The sequence below is a fragment of the Bradyrhizobium sp. WSM3983 genome (assembly GCF_000473045.1).
In the GTDB taxonomy this organism is placed as follows: Bacteria; Pseudomonadota; Alphaproteobacteria; order Rhizobiales; family Xanthobacteraceae; genus Bradyrhizobium.
Genome location: NZ_AXAY01000007.1, coordinates 78,380 through 90,891, shown reverse-complemented (window position 1 = coordinate 90,891; position 12,512 = coordinate 78,380). Strand labels below are relative to the sequence as shown.

16 protein-coding genes are annotated in these 12,512 nt (G+C 62.3%); 9 read left to right on the top strand and 7 right to left on the bottom strand.

Features of this window, described 5'->3' with window-relative positions; translation table 11 throughout:
• Positions 1–13 precede the first annotated feature (13 nt).
• Together frc and YUA_RS0113365 are read left to right on the top strand one after the other, a co-directional pair.
• A complete protein-coding gene (gene frc, locus YUA_RS0113370) occupies positions 14–1,291 on the top strand; it encodes a formyl-CoA transferase (protein WP_027531153.1) in 1,278 nt (425 codons plus the stop codon).
• Positions 1,292–1,623: 332 nt separating this feature from the next.
• Entirely contained in the window at positions 1,624–1,806 is a 183-nt protein-coding gene (locus YUA_RS0113365; RefSeq protein ID WP_027531152.1) for a hypothetical protein, read from the top strand.
• 12 nt (positions 1,807–1,818) lie between these two features.
• Here the strand turns inward: YUA_RS0113365 and YUA_RS0113360 are convergent, their stop codons facing one another.
• The 5 genes from YUA_RS0113360 to YUA_RS0113335 all read right to left on the bottom strand — a co-directional run bounded on the left by YUA_RS0113360 (position 1,819) and on the right by YUA_RS0113335 (position 4,085).
• Positions 1,819–2,043: a hypothetical protein gene (locus tag YUA_RS0113360; RefSeq protein WP_027531151.1), complete on the bottom strand. Its 225-nt coding sequence runs from the start codon at positions 2,041–2,043 to the stop codon at positions 1,819–1,821.
• Positions 2,044–2,097: 54 nt separating this feature from the next.
• Entirely contained in the window at positions 2,098–2,340 is a 243-nt protein-coding gene (locus YUA_RS48135) for a transcriptional regulator (RefSeq protein WP_084292499.1), read from the bottom strand.
• Between the two features lie 97 nt (positions 2,341–2,437).
• Positions 2,438–2,647 carry a cold-shock protein gene (locus tag YUA_RS0113345; RefSeq protein ID WP_026201564.1) on the bottom strand — a complete coding sequence of 70 codons (210 nt, stop codon included), beginning with the start codon at positions 2,645–2,647 and terminating at the stop codon, positions 2,438–2,440.
• 620 nt (positions 2,648–3,267) lie between these two features.
• Positions 3,268–3,513 (bottom strand): helix-turn-helix transcriptional regulator, encoded by a 246-nt coding sequence (locus YUA_RS0113340; protein ID WP_198029411.1) that lies wholly within the window; start codon positions 3,511–3,513, stop codon positions 3,268–3,270.
• 5 nt (positions 3,514–3,518) lie between these two features.
• Positions 3,519–4,085, bottom strand: coding sequence for a DUF2975 domain-containing protein (locus YUA_RS0113335; protein WP_027531149.1), 567 nt, complete (start codon positions 4,083–4,085; stop codon positions 3,519–3,521).
• A gap of 139 nt (positions 4,086–4,224) precedes the next feature.
• Between YUA_RS0113335 and YUA_RS0113330 the strand changes: the two genes are divergently transcribed.
• Together YUA_RS0113330 and YUA_RS0113325 are read left to right on the top strand one after the other, a co-directional pair.
• Positions 4,225–4,662, top strand: coding sequence for a DUF2147 domain-containing protein (locus YUA_RS0113330; RefSeq protein ID WP_084292497.1), 438 nt, complete (start codon positions 4,225–4,227; stop codon positions 4,660–4,662).
• 156 nt (positions 4,663–4,818) lie between these two features.
• Entirely contained in the window at positions 4,819–5,262 is a 444-nt protein-coding gene (locus YUA_RS0113325; RefSeq protein WP_027531147.1) for an SRPBCC family protein, read from the top strand.
• Positions 5,263–5,420: 158 nt separating this feature from the next.
• Here YUA_RS0113325 and YUA_RS48130 read toward each other — a convergent pair whose 3' ends face one another.
• Together YUA_RS48130 and YUA_RS0113315 are read right to left on the bottom strand one after the other, a co-directional pair.
• The gene (locus YUA_RS48130; protein WP_084292495.1) at positions 5,421–5,684 is read right to left on the bottom strand and encodes a DUF3551 domain-containing protein; all 264 of its coding nucleotides are present in this window, start codon (positions 5,682–5,684) and stop codon (positions 5,421–5,423) included.
• 192 nt (positions 5,685–5,876) lie between these two features.
• Complete coding sequence (locus YUA_RS0113315) at positions 5,877–7,208, bottom strand: Hsp70 family protein (protein WP_027531146.1); 1,332 nt, start codon at positions 7,206–7,208, stop codon at positions 5,877–5,879.
• Positions 7,209–7,504: 296 nt separating this feature from the next.
• Here YUA_RS0113315 and YUA_RS51000 point away from each other — a divergent pair, with 296 nt between their 5' ends.
• From YUA_RS51000 to YUA_RS0113290, 5 genes are all read left to right on the top strand, one after another.
• A complete protein-coding gene (locus tag YUA_RS51000) occupies positions 7,505–7,642 on the top strand; it encodes a hypothetical protein (protein WP_198029410.1) in 138 nt (45 codons plus the stop codon).
• Between the two features lie 249 nt (positions 7,643–7,891).
• A complete protein-coding gene (oxlT, locus tag YUA_RS0113305) occupies positions 7,892–9,181 on the top strand; it encodes an oxalate/formate MFS antiporter (RefSeq protein ID WP_027531145.1) in 1,290 nt (429 codons plus the stop codon).
• A gap of 258 nt (positions 9,182–9,439) precedes the next feature.
• Positions 9,440–10,774 carry an oxalate/formate MFS antiporter gene (gene oxlT / locus YUA_RS0113300; RefSeq protein ID WP_027531144.1) on the top strand — a complete coding sequence of 445 codons (1,335 nt, stop codon included), beginning with the start codon at positions 9,440–9,442 and terminating at the stop codon, positions 10,772–10,774.
• A gap of 179 nt (positions 10,775–10,953) precedes the next feature.
• Positions 10,954–11,379 (top strand): CBS domain-containing protein, encoded by a 426-nt coding sequence (locus YUA_RS0113295; protein ID WP_027531143.1) that lies wholly within the window; start codon positions 10,954–10,956, stop codon positions 11,377–11,379.
• 104 nt (positions 11,380–11,483) lie between these two features.
• On the top strand, positions 11,484–12,503 hold the full coding sequence (locus YUA_RS0113290) for a 2-dehydropantoate 2-reductase (RefSeq protein WP_027531142.1): 1,020 nt from the start codon (positions 11,484–11,486) through the stop codon (positions 12,501–12,503).
• Positions 12,504–12,512: the final 9 nt, after the last annotated feature.

The window sequence follows — 12,512 nt, the reverse complement described above, 5'->3', positions numbered from 1 at the left end:
CGGAGCAATACAAATGACCAAGGCGCTCGAGGGCGTTCGCATTCTCGATTTCACCCACGTCCAGTCCGGACCGACCTGCACGCAGCTGCTCGCATGGTTCGGCGCCGACGTGATCAAGGTGGAACGCCCGGGCGTGGGTGACATCACCCGCGGCCAGCTGCAGGACATCCCGAACGTGGACAGCCTGTATTTCACCATGCTCAACCACAACAAGCGTTCGATCACGCTCGATACCAAGAACCCCAAGGGCAAGGAAGTCCTCACCGAGCTCATCAAGAAGTGCGACGTGCTGGTCGAAAACTTCGGCCCCGGCGTGCTCGACCGCATGGGCTTCCCCTGGGAGAAGATCCAGGCAATCAACCCGAAGATGATCGTCGCCTCGATCAAGGGCTTTGGCCCCGGACCGTACGAAGACTGCAAGGTCTATGAGAACGTCGCGCAGTGCACCGGCGGCGCCGCCTCCACCACCGGCTTCCGCGACGGCCTGCCGCTCGTCACAGGCGCGCAGATCGGCGATAGCGGCACCGGCCTGCACCTCGCGCTCGGCATCGTCACCGCGCTCTATCACCGCACCCATTCGGGCAAGGGCCAGCGCGTCACGGCCGCGATGCAGGACGGCGTGCTCAACCTCGCCCGCGTCAAGCTGCGCGACCAGCAGCGCCTCGCCCATGGTCCGCTCAGGGAATACAGCCAGTTCGGCGAAGGCATTCCGTTCGGTGATGCCGTGCCGCGCGCCGGCAACGATTCCGGCGGCGGCCAGCCCGGCCGCATCCTGAAGTGCAAGGGTTTTGAGACCGATCCGAACGCCTACATCTACTTCATCACCCAGGCCCCGGTCTGGGAGAAGATCTGCGACGTGATCGGCGAGCCGACCTGGAAGACCGATCCGAATTACGCCAAGCCGGCGGCCCGCCTGCCGCGGCTGAACGAAATCTTCGCCCGCATCGAGCAGTGGACGATGACGAAGACCAAGTTCGAGGCGATGGAGATCCTCAACAAGGACGACATCCCCTGTGGCCCGATCCTGTCGATGAAGGAGATCGCGGAAGACCAGTCGCTGCGCGCGACCGGCACCGTGGTCGAGGTCGATCACCCCACCCGCGGCAAGTACATCTCGGTCGGCAACCCGATCAAGCTGTCGGACTCCCCGAGCGACGTGGAGCGCTCTCCCCTGCTCGGCGAGCACACCGACGAGATTCTGCGCGCGGTGCTCGGCTTCAGCGACCACCAGGTCGCCGAAATCCACAAGTCCGGCGCGCTCGACCCGCCGCAGAAGCAGGCGGCTGAGTAAGCGGGCCTTACAGAGAATGACGAAAGGCCGCCGGTTTCGGCGGCCTTTTTGCTGACTGCCTCCACGTTGGAACAACCAACGCTGAACTAAAAAATCGACATCGAGGAACCGACGCGACCGCCAGCCGTTAATCGTTCGATCGGCGTGTTCTCAAAAACGCGAGCGCGCCGCCCCCAGCGAGTGACTAAGCGCCTCGCAGAAGACCTACCCAACGCTGAACAATTGTGCGCCCATCGTTCTGAGGGCGACAGTCGATCCATATCAGCTTGCGGGCGGGAAGCATTGCGTCCAGCAGCTGTCGTCACACGCTCGCTGATCACATCGAGGTCGAAATGTTGAGAGATCAAACCGCTGATCGAGCCAAGCGTGAAGCCAACAAGGTGTTCAAGCGCGTCGAAACGCAGAAGCCGATGAGTGACTACGCGAAGGACCAGCACTCCTTCAACGAGAACCGCGAGCGGCTGAAGGCGGAGCGATTGGCCCGCGAGGCCAAGCCGAAAGGCAGCGAAGACTAGGATAGACGCACTCTAGAGCATCGACAGCACGACGACGCCGTCTTCGAGCTCTCCCGAATCCAGCCGCGTCCGCGCGATGCGCTCGAACTCCGTCCGGTATTTTTGAAGGTAGCTGAAGGCCTGCTTCTGCGTCGCAAAGGTAGTCGCAAGTCGGCACATCTGTCGGCCCGCGCCGAGCGCGAGGAAGAAGGTGATGGTGCCACCGCCGTCCGATTTGACTCTAGGCACGATCCGCACTCCCTGGCATGTGACCGGCCCTCTCCCGTCGTTCGTCAGCGAAGTTGAAGTCGGCTATTGCGGCGGCTTCCTCTTGCGCTTGGTCGGACTCGCGGCCGGCAACGATGCTTGAAGGGTTGCGTCGGCCGCTTCCTTGGCTTCGCGCAACTCCCGAAGGCGCGCCATGTTCTTGCGAACGTCGACAGCCTGCTTTTCGGCATCGGCCATCGCTTGCGCACCTTCTTGAGCAGCCAAGCGTTGACGGTTCAAACGCGCGATGCCTTCAGGTGACGGTTCAGCCGATTTTCTGGCGCTCATCCTTCACCCTTCTGGCAACGAACAAAACCCGCTCAATCCAGGGATCGAGCGGGTCGCATGGCCGTTTCAGTACATCCGTGAAACGGCACTGGAGGACTTAAGCCAGCGAGAGATTCTCAGCGCTGACCTTGCCCCGCATCTTGTCGGTCTTGGCCTCGAAGTTGACCTTTTGGCCTTCAGCGAGACCCGCAAGACCCGCCCGCTCGACCGCGCTGATGTGAACGAACACATCGTTGCCGCCGTCGTCGGGCTGAATGAATCCAAAGCCCTTCTGGCCGTTGAACCACTTCACAGTACCTGTCGTCATTTTTCTTCTCCAAAGCGCACAAACGCGCATTCCGCGTGATGCTCACGCAGAACCAATTCAATTCGTCGATGTCTCTGGAAAAGGAGCCCGCGGGCGCGTTCAACAAGGCACAGCGGCAAAACGAACCCCCCAGAGTTATACCTCATCACCAACATTTGCAAGGCTTGCCCCGATTTTATTGCGGTTGCCGCATTAGCGGAACATTTTCAGCCTTTGTGGACTAGACCTCGCAGGCAGCTGAGTTGAGGTCGAGGGGCCTCGGCAAGTGCCGATTTGACCTCCCGTGTCAGGTCGCGTCCCCTCGATAAGCACTCCACGCGACCATGTCCGATCGACCTCATCGCGGCTCCTGCCATCTCCGATCCAATCGTCCCCGTGCACGCGGCTGTCGTGCGGGCCTGGTCGACCAAGGCAGCCTCAACAAAGGGAGCGGCCTGTGCAAGTTTTCGTCCGCGACAACAATGTCGATCAGGCACTGAGACCAGAGGCAAAAATCCGGCTTGAATGTTTCGGAGTGTGAACCGGAGCCGAGATGCTCTCAAATTGTACGGACATCGCGCGGTATGCATGCCGCGTCGTCACGGCTCGCCAGAGTTTGCTGCTGCCTGGCCGTAGAAGGCTCAGCTCCCCTCGCCTGCATCCCCATCGCTCTCCTCGCCCGCGACATACTCGAGGATGTCTCCGGGCTGGCAGTCAAGTTCGCGGCAGATCGCGGCCAGGGTCGAGAAGCGCATCGCTCTCGCCTTGCCGGTCTTCAGGATCGACAGGTTCTGGATGGAAATGCCGATTGCGTCGGCGAGGTCACCGAGGCGGCGCTTCCGCTTCGCAAGCATGACATCGAGGTTCACGACGATCGGCACCAGCATTCACCTCAGATCGTCAGTTCGTTGTCGGACTGCAGCAGGATGGCGTGCTCGATGACGAATTTGAGCGCCATCAGAAACACGCCGCCTGCGATCGTGCCGATGTCCACGTTATAGGACGGCAGGAAGAACTTGATGTCGCCGATCTCGTGCAAGGCATAAGCCACCGCGTTGCTGGTGATCAGGTCAATGAACGGCCAGATCACCAGAATGATCCCCATCCACCACACGCCCTGAAGCGTCTCCGACACGAAGATCCGGCCGCGCGCGAATCGATGCACCATGCGGTGGAGGATGCCGATCAACACCGCGAAGAACGAGAGCTGAACCGAAAACAGCGTCCAGAACAGCAGCTGGCCCTGGCGCGACATCTCGAGCGGATTGGCGACAAGGCCCGCGCATTTCGCTTGCTCCGGACTAAGGCTGGCCGCGATCGACGCCGAGGCGGTCGTGTTGGCGCGATAGGCAAGCCACACGATCACCGGCAACGCCGCCCAGAGCACCCAGAACGCAAGATCGAGACGTCGAAACCAGCGCTGCCGGCCCCCGCGTACCGATGTCCCCACCGCATCCATTTCCAAGCACTCCGCTGATCCAAGGCCGCTTGCCAGCCCCCATTATGCATGTTTGGTCAGATTGACTCAACCTTAAACGCGATATATTGATCGTTTATCATGAAATAATTCATGAAAATTGACCTAATATGGAGCTCCCATGCATTCCACCCTCGTCCGGCACGTGCTCGCAGCGCTGTTGTCCATCCAGCCGCTCGGACATGCCGAAGCCGCAACAGTCAGCGAGCCCGCCGGCGTCTGGCTGACACAGTCTGGCGATGCGAAGATCAAGGTGAGCCGTTGCGGCAACGCGCTGTGCGGCCGGGTCGTCTGGCTGAAAGAGCCGCTAGATAAGAAGACGGGGAAGCCGCAGCTCGACGACCACAATTCCGATCCGGCGCTGCGCGGCCGGAAGATCGCCGGCATCTCTCTCTTCATCAACATGCAGGCGGCCGGCGCCAATAAATGGTCGGGCAGGATCTACAACGCCGACGACGGCAAGACCTACGCGAGCACGGTGACCTTGTTGCCGTCAGGCAATCTCAACGTCCAGGGCTGCATGGGAACATTGTGTGCAGGTGAAGACTGGACGCGATGAGCCGCAGATCGGCCACGCAATAAGCGAAGCCGCCGGTTCCGGCGGCTCTAAAATCTGCGATGCCGTGTCGGATCGGCAGCATCTCGTCCGTCCTCGGTGCATGAATGGGCAACAGACGATAACGTCGAGCCCATCAGTTCAAAGGGAATAACGACCATGCCTAGCACCGTACGCCTGCACCGCGTTCTCACGACCAGCCCGGACAAAATCTATCGCGCCTTCCTGGAGGCGGATGCGCTGGCAAAATGGCTTCCGCCCAATGGCTTTACCTGCACCGTGCATCATCTGGAGCCGAAGGTCGCAGGCACCTTCAGAATGTCGTTCCGGAATTTCACGACGGGCAACGGCCACGCCTTCGGCGGCGAATATCTGGAGCTCGTCCCTGGCGAACGTCTCCGCTACACCGACAAATTCGACGATCCGAACCTGCCCGGCGAGATCCAGGTGACGGTGACGCTGAAGAAAGTCCTTGTCGGCACCGAGCTCGACATCACGCAGGCCGGCATTCCCGACGCGATCCCGCCGGAAGCCTGCTATCTCGGCTGGCAGGAATCGCTGCGCAACCTGGCGCGGCTCGTGGAGCCGGAGATCAAGCAATAGCTCATAGGTCGAGCAAGCGAAGGCGGGCGGTCACGCGCCCGCCTTCGGCTTGAGCCCGCCATCCGCGGTCCGGCTCGGACTGTGTCCGATCAGCGCCAGACCGCAGGCGATCGACTCGAACTGGTCGCCCGACATCAGCCGCTCGTTGTCATCGCGCTTTAGTAGACGCCGCCTTGCTGTCGTCGGGTATTGTGGCCAGGCGATCCCCGCCAATATGGGTTCTCCAGGCACATGGCCGAGAGTCCCGAAGCCGTCGCCCGGCACTGATCCATCGAAGTGTAGCTGCAGTCGACGACGATGAGGCCCCGCTGGTGCCACGATTGAAGGCAGACCGGGTAACGCGGATCGTAGCGTTGAGCCGAGGCCGGGACGACTCCGAGAACCGTCGCGCCCGCCAGGATCGTCCAACAAGGTATGCGCATCTCGTAAACTCTCTCCGGATTTCAGACCGGCGAGCACGACAGCATGGTTTTGCCCGCCACGCTATTGGATCGTTGCGTTCACCGTGATGACCGATCTTCCGGAACCATATGGCCCTCTCCCGGTTACGCTCCGAAGACGTCAACCGCCATTGATTTGAGTCAAAGCTTCGCAACGTGGAACCATTGCGGCCCCTATACGCCTGCCCCCGACTTGAGCCCACCGTCCGCGGTCCAACGGTCCGGTTCAGCACTGTGTCCGATCAGCGCGAGGCCGTAGGCGATCGACTCGAACTGGTCGCCCGACATCAGCCGTTCGTTGCCGAACCGATCGGCAAACAGCTTTCGCACCGCCGGCACGAACGAGGTGCCGCCGGTCAAGAACACCTTCTCGATCTCGCGCGCGGTGATGCCGGCCTCGCCCAGCACCTTGTCGACCGTGGCGCCCAGGCGGGCGATGTCGTCGGCAATCCAGGCCTCGAAGTTTTTCCGTGTGATGGTCGAGCCGATCTCGACACCGCCGCCCCTGAAGCGGAAATCCACCTCGTCCTTGGCCGAGAGCGCGACCTTGGCGTCCGACACCGCGCGGTACAGCGAAAAGCCGAGATCGAGGTCGACGATGGTGATGAAATCCTCGAGCAGCGCCGGCTTCAGCGCGGTGCGCGACAATTCCCTGAGCTCGCGCAGATCGCCATTGCTCTTCATCAGCGCGAGCTGATGCCAGCGCGCGAGATTGGTGTAGTGGCCGCTCGGGATCGGCAGCACCTTGTCGAACGAGCGGAAGCTCGAGCCTTTGCCGAGCCGCGGCGAGACGACGTGGTCGACGATGCGATAATCGAACGTGTCGCCCGCAATGCCGATGCCGGCATGGCCGAGCGGCTCGGCGCGCAAGACGCCGCCGGCGCGTGAGAATCGCATCACCGAGAAGTCGCTGGTGCCACCGCCGAAATCCGCAACGAGCACGGTGGCATCGCGCTCCAGCCGGCGGGCGAAGGAGAACGCCGCGCCCACGGGCTCATAGACATAGCGCGCATGACCGGCGCCGAGGCGCTCGAAGGCGGCGCGGTAGCGCTGCATGGCCAGATCGTCGTCGGGATTACCGCCGGCAAAGCGCACGGGCCGGCCGACCGTGATGTTGGCCGCCTCGAAGCCGAATCTGTCGCCGCCATGGCGCGCCAGCGTCCGCAGGAACGCTGCCAGAATATCCTCGAACTTGAAGCGCTGCCGGAACACCTGGGTGGTGTTGAAGGTCGAGCTCGCCGCAAAGGTCTTGAACGACTGCAGGAAGCGGTAGACGTGGCGCCCTTCGAGAAACTGCTCGATCGCCCAAGGGCCGCCTTCGGCCTGGGCGCCGGCGCCCGGTCGGTCTTCCCAGAAGCACAAGGCCGAGACATAGACGCTATGGCGTTGTCCGCCATGGTCGAAGCGGATGGCCTCGACCCTGCGGTCGTCCACTGCAATGGCGACGACCGTGTTGCTGGTCCCAAAATCGATACCGATCGAGACGGCGGGCGAGGCGCTCGACATGAACCACTCTGCGAGATGCTTGAAAAGGGGGCGAACCACTAGCTGTTTTGCACTGCGGTGCCAAGAGCCGGGTTCGGGGCCAGATCCGTAGTGGCCGAGACACGCTTCCCTACTCTTTAAGCCCGAAACCGCGCGTTTTGAGCCCCAAACGGCCTGTTTTCACGAAGTATTATGCTGCAATGCGACAATTCACATGCTGCTATGCAATGGCATGCATGGACAGTGGCATCTGGTATACATAGATTGGCTCTAGAAATGAGACAGCATTACTGACCGTCTCGAGAAAGGGAATTCCGATGTCCAAGACCGCCTCCGTCGCGTTCGCGCCCTCCGCCTCGCTGTTCGCCCGCTTCATGGCCGCCGTCGATCGCTTCCTGATGGCGAGCGCCGAGATCTCCAACCACAACGGCGATCTCCCCCGCTTCGGCCTGTAAGGGTCCGGACGAGAGCCGGCGCGTCGAATTGTCGCGGCGGTTGTAAAACCACCGAACTCCTACTTTTGAAGGATGGCCCTGCTCTGCGGGGCCATTTCTATTTGGGAATCGGCACATTCGAGGAGCCTCGCAAACGAGGTTGCGTCAAAAGCGCACAATGGGCCAGCGCGCGCTTGAAGCTTGGCATAATGAATACAAGAATGCCGCCAACGCTCGCTCAAAAAAACAGAAGCGCTCATTGGAGGATTCATGACGGACATGGTGCAAACAACAGCGGCTCCTGCAGCCGCACGCGTCAGCGACACGTATCGCTGGGCGCAACTGGCGATCGGCGTAGCGGCCATGGTGATGATCGCCAATTACCAATATGGCTGGACGTTCTTCGTCCCGGACATCCAGAAGAAATTCGGCTGGGATCGCGCTTCGATCCAGTGGGCCTTTACTCTGTTTGTTTTGTTCGAGACTTGGCTGGTGCCGGTCGAAGGATGGTTTGTCGATAAATACGGTCCGCGCCTCGTCGTGCTCGTCGGCGGCGTGCTCTGCGCGGTCGGCTGGGCGATCAACGCGCAGGCCACCACGCTCAACGGCTACTATCTCGGCATGATCATCGCAGGCATCGGCGCTGGTGCCGTCTACGGCACTTGCGTCGGCAACGCGCTGAAATGGTTTCCCGACAAGCGCGGACTTGCCGCGGGCATCACGGCCGCCGGCTTCGGCGCGGGCTCCGCGCTGACCGTCGCGCCGATCCAGGCCATGATCAAGGATAGTGGTTTCCAGACCACCTTCCTCTATTTCGGCCTGGGCCAAGGCATCATTGTCGCCATTCTTGCCTTCTTCCTGGTTGCACCGAAGGCGGGACAAGTGCCTGCTGCGGTCCAGAATGCGACGCTGGTGCAGAGCCGCCGCAACTACCAGCCGACCGAGGTGCTGCGTCAGCCGATCTTCTGGTTGATGTACTTCATGTTCGTGATCGTCGGCGCCGGCGGCTTGATGGTGACGGCGAATTTGAAGCCGATCGCGGTCGACTGGAAGGTCGACGCCGTACCGGTCACGCTGATCGGCATGACGATGACCGCGGTGACGTTCGCAGCGACCATCGACCGCGTGCTCAACGGCCTGACGCGTCCGTTCTTCGGCTGGATCTCCGACATGATCGGCCGCGAGAACACGATGTTCATCGCCTTCGGCATGGAAGGCGTCGGCATCTGGCTGCTTTACATGTTCGGCCACGATCCGATCTGGTTCGTCATCCTGTCGGGCTTCGTGTTCTTCGCCTGGGGCGAGATCTACTCGCTGTTCCCCTCGACCTGCACCGATACGTTCGGCGCGAAGTTCGCCACCACCAATGCCGGCCTGCTCTACACCGCCAAGGGCACCGCCGCGTTGTTGGTGCCGCTCGCGAACTACGTGCAGCAGACCTCCGGCCACTGGGACAACGTGTTCATCCTCGCGGCCGGCGCCAACATCCTGGCCTCGCTGCTGGCGATCGTGGTGCTGAAGCCCTGGCGCAGGACCGTGGTCGCGCAATCGACCGTCTGACCTCGCTCACGCGGATCCATCTCGCACGACGCCCGGCCTCGCGGCCGGGCGCTTTCGTTTTGGCCGAATATACAACGATGCCGGGAATCCGAAGGGAACCGGGCACTTTCTTGAGCCCGGCGGAAAGATTGGGCTTGCTTTCTGGAATATGGTATACCAAGGTCCTCGCCGCGCTTGCGACCATAAGCCACAATATTTGCGACACTGCGTCATATTGGCGGGAGTTTCGCAACCAGACAGGCGCTTGGGAGGTTGTTGATGATTTCCAGCACGGATGGCGCCGTCACGGCTGCGCCTCTTCGCACAAGTTTCCGTTGGCTCCAGCTTGGCATGGGCATCGTCTGCATGGCGATGATTGCCAACCTGCAATATGGCTGGACGCTGTTCGTCGATCCGATCGATCACGAACACCATTGGGGTCGCGCCGCAATCCAGCTCGCCTTCACCATCTTCGTCGTCACCGAGACATGGCTGGTGCCGGTCGAGGCATGGTTCGTCGACAAATACGGCCCGCGCATCGTCATCATGTTCGGCGGCGTGATGATCGCGCTGTCCTGGGTGCTCAACTCCTACGCCGATAGCCTTCCCCTGCTCTATACCGCAGCCGTCGTCGGCGGCATGGGCGCAGGCGCAGTGTACGGCACCTGCGTCGGCAACGCGCTGAAATGGTTTCCCGATCGCCGCGGCCTCGCCGCGGGCGCAACGGCCGCCGGCTTCGGCGCGGGCGCAGCTCTCACCGTGGTGCCGATCGCGACCATGATCGTGACGAGCGGCTATCAGCACGCGTTCCTCACCTTCGGCATCGGCCAGGGCGTGATCGTGTTCGTCCTCGCTTTCTTCATCCAGCCGCCGCGGATTTCGATCCCGCCGAAGAAGAAGCAGCTCAACCTGCCGCAGACCAAGATCGACTTCACGCCGCCGCAGGTACTGCGCGCCCCTATTTTCTGGGTGATGTATCTCGTCTTCGTCATGGTCGCTTCCGGCGGCCTGATGACCGCGGCGCAGATCGCGCCGATCGCGCACGACTTCAAGATCGCCGACACGCCGGTCTCGCTCGCCGGCTTCCAGATGGCGGCCTTGACCTTCGCGATCTCGCTCGACCGCATCTTCGACGGCTTCGGCCGTCCCTTCTTCGGCTTCGTCTCCGACACGATCGGCCGTGAGCACACCATGTTCATTGCCTTCGGTACCGCCGCGCTGATGCTGCTGACGTTGTCGGCCTATGGACACATCCCGATCGTGTTCGTGCTTGCGACCGCGGTCTATTTCGGCGTGTTCGGCGAGATCTACTCGCTGTTCCCCGCCACCTGCGGCGACACCTTCGGCTCGAAGTTCGCGACCACCAACAACGGCATGCTCTACACCGCGAAGGGCACCGCCTCCCTGCTCGTCCCGCTCGCAAGCGTGATCTCGACCGCCTACGGCTGGAAGGCCGTATTCGTGGTGGCGGTGGCGCTGAACGCGACGGCCGCGCTGATGGCGCTGTTCGTGATCAAGCCGCTGCGCCGCTCCTTCATCCTGGGCAAGGAAGCCGAGAGCGTCGACACCGCGACCGCGAGTGCCAAGACCAGTGCGAAGACCGAGACGGCTTGAGCCGCCACACGCCTTCACGACGGTCAGAAGGGGCGCAGCGATGCGCCCTTTTTCTTTGTGCTCCCACGACAACGTCAGCATTCCTGCCGCAAGAATTTTCGGATGAACCAAATCGAGTGCTTGACGATTGGCATTATGTATACCACACTCGATCCGTCATTCACCCTAGGGAGGTTGCAATGCTGGTCGGAGACATTCTGCGCAAGAAGACGCCGCGCGTTGTCACGGTGCGGATGAACGAAACAGTGGGTATCGCCGCGAAGCTGATGCGAGCCAACAATATCAGCGCGCTGGTGGTGAAGGACGTGGTCCGCTCGGAGGGAAACACCGCGGTCGGCATGTTCACCGAGCGTGACGTGGTGCGCGCCGTCGCCGAGCACGGCGCCAACGCCGTCAACGTCAAGGTCTCGCAACTCGTCTCGGTGCAGCAGCTTGTCTCCTGCACCTCCTTGGACACGATCGAGCACGTCAGGCATCTGATGAACCGGAATCACATCCGGCACCTGCCTGTGATCGACGACTACAGCCTCGTCTCCGTCATCAGCATGCGCGACATCGCGGCTGCCATGGACCAAGCGATCAACGGTACGCCGCAAGCAGCTTAAGGCGGCAACTACTCTTCCCCTGCGACTACCGGCCCCGGCTCGGATATTTCCGAGCCGGACCGGATCTTTCGTCCCAAAATTCCGGTACCCCCCGCGAGGATTTCATGAAGATCTGCATCTACGGCGCCGGCGCGATCGGCGGATATCTCGGCGTGCAGCTGGCGCGCGCAGGCGCTGATGTCAGCCTGGTCGCGCGCGGCGCGCACCTCGCCGCGATGCGCGAGCGCGGCCTGACGCTGCTCGCCGGCGAGGAAAAGCACACCGTCCATCCCCGCTGCACCGACAACGCGGCCGAGCTCGGCGTGCAGGACTACGTCATCGTCACGCTGAAGGCGCATTCGATCACCGGCGTGATCGAGAAGATGCAGCCGCTGCTCGGGCCGCACACCCGCATTGTCACCGCGGTCAACGGCATCCCCTATTGGTACTTCCACAAGCACGGCGGCGAGTACGAGAACTCGACGCTGGAGAGCATCGATCCCGGCGGACGGCAATGGCGCGAGCTCGGCGCCGAACGCGCCATCGGCTGCATCGTCTATCCCGCCACCGAGCTCGAGGCGCCCGGCGTGATCCGCCACGTCTACGGCAACAATTTTCCGCTCGGCGAACCCTCCGGCGAGATCGCTGCCGACGTGCAGCGCCTCGCCGATCTCTTCGTCGCCGCCGGCCTGAAGGCGCCGGTGCTCGATCGCATCCGCGACGAGATCTGGCTCAAGCTCTGGGGCAATGTCTGCTTCAACCCGATCAGCGCGCTGACGCACGCCACGCTCGACGTGATCTGCACCGATCCGTCCACGCGGGCGCTGTCGCGCGCGATCATGGTGGAGACGCAAGCGATCGCCGAAACCTTCGGCGTCAAATTCCGCGTCGATGTCGAGCGCCGCATCGAGGGCGCCCGCAAGGTCGGCGCGCACAAGACCTCGATGCTCCAGGATCTCGAGCGCGGCCGCCCGATGGAGATCGACCCGCTCGTGACCGTGGTGCAGGAGATGGGCCGCTTGACCAAGATCCCGACGCCCGCCCTCGATTCCGTGCTGGCGATGGTGACCCAGCGCGCCCGTGTCGCCGGCCTCTATGACGGCGTCTCGGCACCGACCGATCCTCGCGCACTGGCGGTGGCGTGATGGCGGGCG

Coding starts and splice junctions, on each gene's coding strand:
- YUA_RS51000 (WP_198029410.1), top strand. CDS start 7,505: ATGTCCAAGACCGCCTCCGTCGCGTTCGCGCCCTCCGCCTCGCTGTTC.
- oxlT (WP_027531144.1), top strand. CDS start 9,440: ATGATTTCCAGCACGGATGGCGCCGTCACGGCTGCGCCTCTTCGCACA.
- YUA_RS0113325 (WP_027531147.1), top strand. CDS start 4,819: ATGCCTAGCACCGTACGCCTGCACCGCGTTCTCACGACCAGCCCGGAC.
- YUA_RS0113335 (WP_027531149.1), bottom strand. CDS start 4,085: ATGGATGCGGTGGGGACATCGGTACGCGGGGGCCGGCAGCGCTGGTTT.
- YUA_RS48130 (WP_084292495.1), bottom strand. CDS start 5,684: ATGCGCATACCTTGTTGGACGATCCTGGCGGGCGCGACGGTTCTCGGA.
- YUA_RS0113330 (WP_084292497.1), top strand. CDS start 4,225: ATGCATTCCACCCTCGTCCGGCACGTGCTCGCAGCGCTGTTGTCCATC.
- YUA_RS0113295 (WP_027531143.1), top strand. CDS start 10,954: ATGCTGGTCGGAGACATTCTGCGCAAGAAGACGCCGCGCGTTGTCACG.
- oxlT (WP_027531145.1), top strand. CDS start 7,892: ATGACGGACATGGTGCAAACAACAGCGGCTCCTGCAGCCGCACGCGTC.
- YUA_RS0113340 (WP_198029411.1), bottom strand. CDS start 3,513: ATGCTGGTGCCGATCGTCGTGAACCTCGATGTCATGCTTGCGAAGCGG.
- frc (WP_027531153.1), top strand. CDS start 14: ATGACCAAGGCGCTCGAGGGCGTTCGCATTCTCGATTTCACCCACGTC.
- YUA_RS0113365 (WP_027531152.1), top strand. CDS start 1,624: ATGTTGAGAGATCAAACCGCTGATCGAGCCAAGCGTGAAGCCAACAAG.
- YUA_RS0113315 (WP_027531146.1), bottom strand. CDS start 7,208: ATGTCGAGCGCCTCGCCCGCCGTCTCGATCGGTATCGATTTTGGGACC.
- YUA_RS0113345 (WP_026201564.1), bottom strand. CDS start 2,647: ATGACGACAGGTACTGTGAAGTGGTTCAACGGCCAGAAGGGCTTTGGA.
- YUA_RS0113290 (WP_027531142.1), top strand. CDS start 11,484: ATGAAGATCTGCATCTACGGCGCCGGCGCGATCGGCGGATATCTCGGC.
- YUA_RS48135 (WP_084292499.1), bottom strand. CDS start 2,340: ATGAGCGCCAGAAAATCGGCTGAACCGTCACCTGAAGGCATCGCGCGT.